Below are 1,202 nucleotides of genomic sequence, written 5' to 3'. Positions count from 1 at the left end.
GAGACCTTTGCATAGAAGCCGATTGGTGATTCTGTGATGATGGTCGAAGCAGGGAGATTCGGGATGGCGGATCGTGTTCTGGGTCAGTTGAGTCTGGCGGACGGGCTGGCGGCGTCGGACGAGACGATTTTCGACCTGGTATCGAAGGAACTGGACTGGGCACCGATCCGAACATTGCTGGGTCAGCGCAGCGGTCCCGGCTCGGGCAACACCAGCTACCCGGCGGAGGCGCTGGTGCGCTGTCTTTTGCTGGGCGTGTGGCACGGGCTGAGCGATCCGGCATTGGAGGCTCAGATCCGTGACCGGCTGTCGTTTCGCCGCTTTGCCGGCTTCAGCCTTTCGGACCGTACGCCCGATCATTCGACACTGTGGCGCTTCCGCGAGGAACTGACGCGCGAGCGGCTGATCGACAAGGTGTTTGAGGAGATCAACCGCCAGCTGGAGACGAAGGGCCTGATCGTCAAGCGCGGCACCTTAGTCGATGCGACGTTCCTGCAGGCCCGTGGGCGGCCGCCCAAGCAGCCGAAGAAGGGCCACCAGGGCCCGGCCAAGCCGTCGGCCGACAAGGACGCGCGCTGGGGCAAGAAGGGCAACAAGAGCACCTTCGGCTACAAGATGCACATCGGCGCCGACCAGGAGCACACCATGATCCGGCGTGTCGAGGTAAGCGACGCCTCGATCACCGACACCGAGGCGGCCGACAATCTGGTTTGCGGCGATGAGAAGGCGGCCTATGGCGATCAGGCCTACTACACCCATGCCAGGCATGATCGGCTGGCCAAGGCCGGGATCAAGGACCGGCTGATGCGGCGGCCCAACAAGCATCATCCCGAGTTGCCGGCGCGCCAGAAGCTGCGTAACCGGTTGATCACCAAGGTGCGGGCGGCTGTGGAGCGGCCTTTTGCTGTGTTCAAGGAGCGCTACGGCATGCGGCGCCTGCGCTTCTTCAACCTCGCCGCCAACCGCACGCAATGCATACTAGCCGCCTGCGCCTACAATCTGCGGACCATGGTCGGCGCCCTCTATCCACCTGGCGGAAAGCCGGCATGAGGAGGAGTCTGTCTAAAATCGGCCTAAAATCGGCGGATCGGCCGGTCATGCCGGTCGATGCCATACCAAGCCGTCGAAAACTGCTTTCCCGGCCATCAAAAAAGCCCCATTAACTCACCAACCAGGATTTCGCTTCCCCGTGCAAAGCCCTC

At 62.7% G+C, this 1,202-nt stretch carries 1 protein-coding gene; it reads left to right on the top strand.

Going from position 1 to position 1,202, the window contains the following annotated elements:
* The first annotated feature begins 63 nt into the window (after positions 1 to 63).
* Positions 64 to 1,050, top strand: a complete 987-nt coding sequence (locus tag NKJ91_RS33605) for an IS5 family transposase (RefSeq protein WP_352458929.1) — start codon at positions 64 to 66, stop codon at positions 1,048 to 1,050.
* Positions 1,051 to 1,202 lie beyond the last annotated feature (152 nt).

Origin of the sequence: Mesorhizobium sp. M0040 (assembly GCF_040323505.1) — a bacterium.
Taxonomy (GTDB): Bacteria; Pseudomonadota; Alphaproteobacteria; order Rhizobiales; family Rhizobiaceae; genus Mesorhizobium.
Note: the sequence above shows the minus strand (reverse complement) of the source record. Positions and strands in the feature narration are given on the sequence as shown.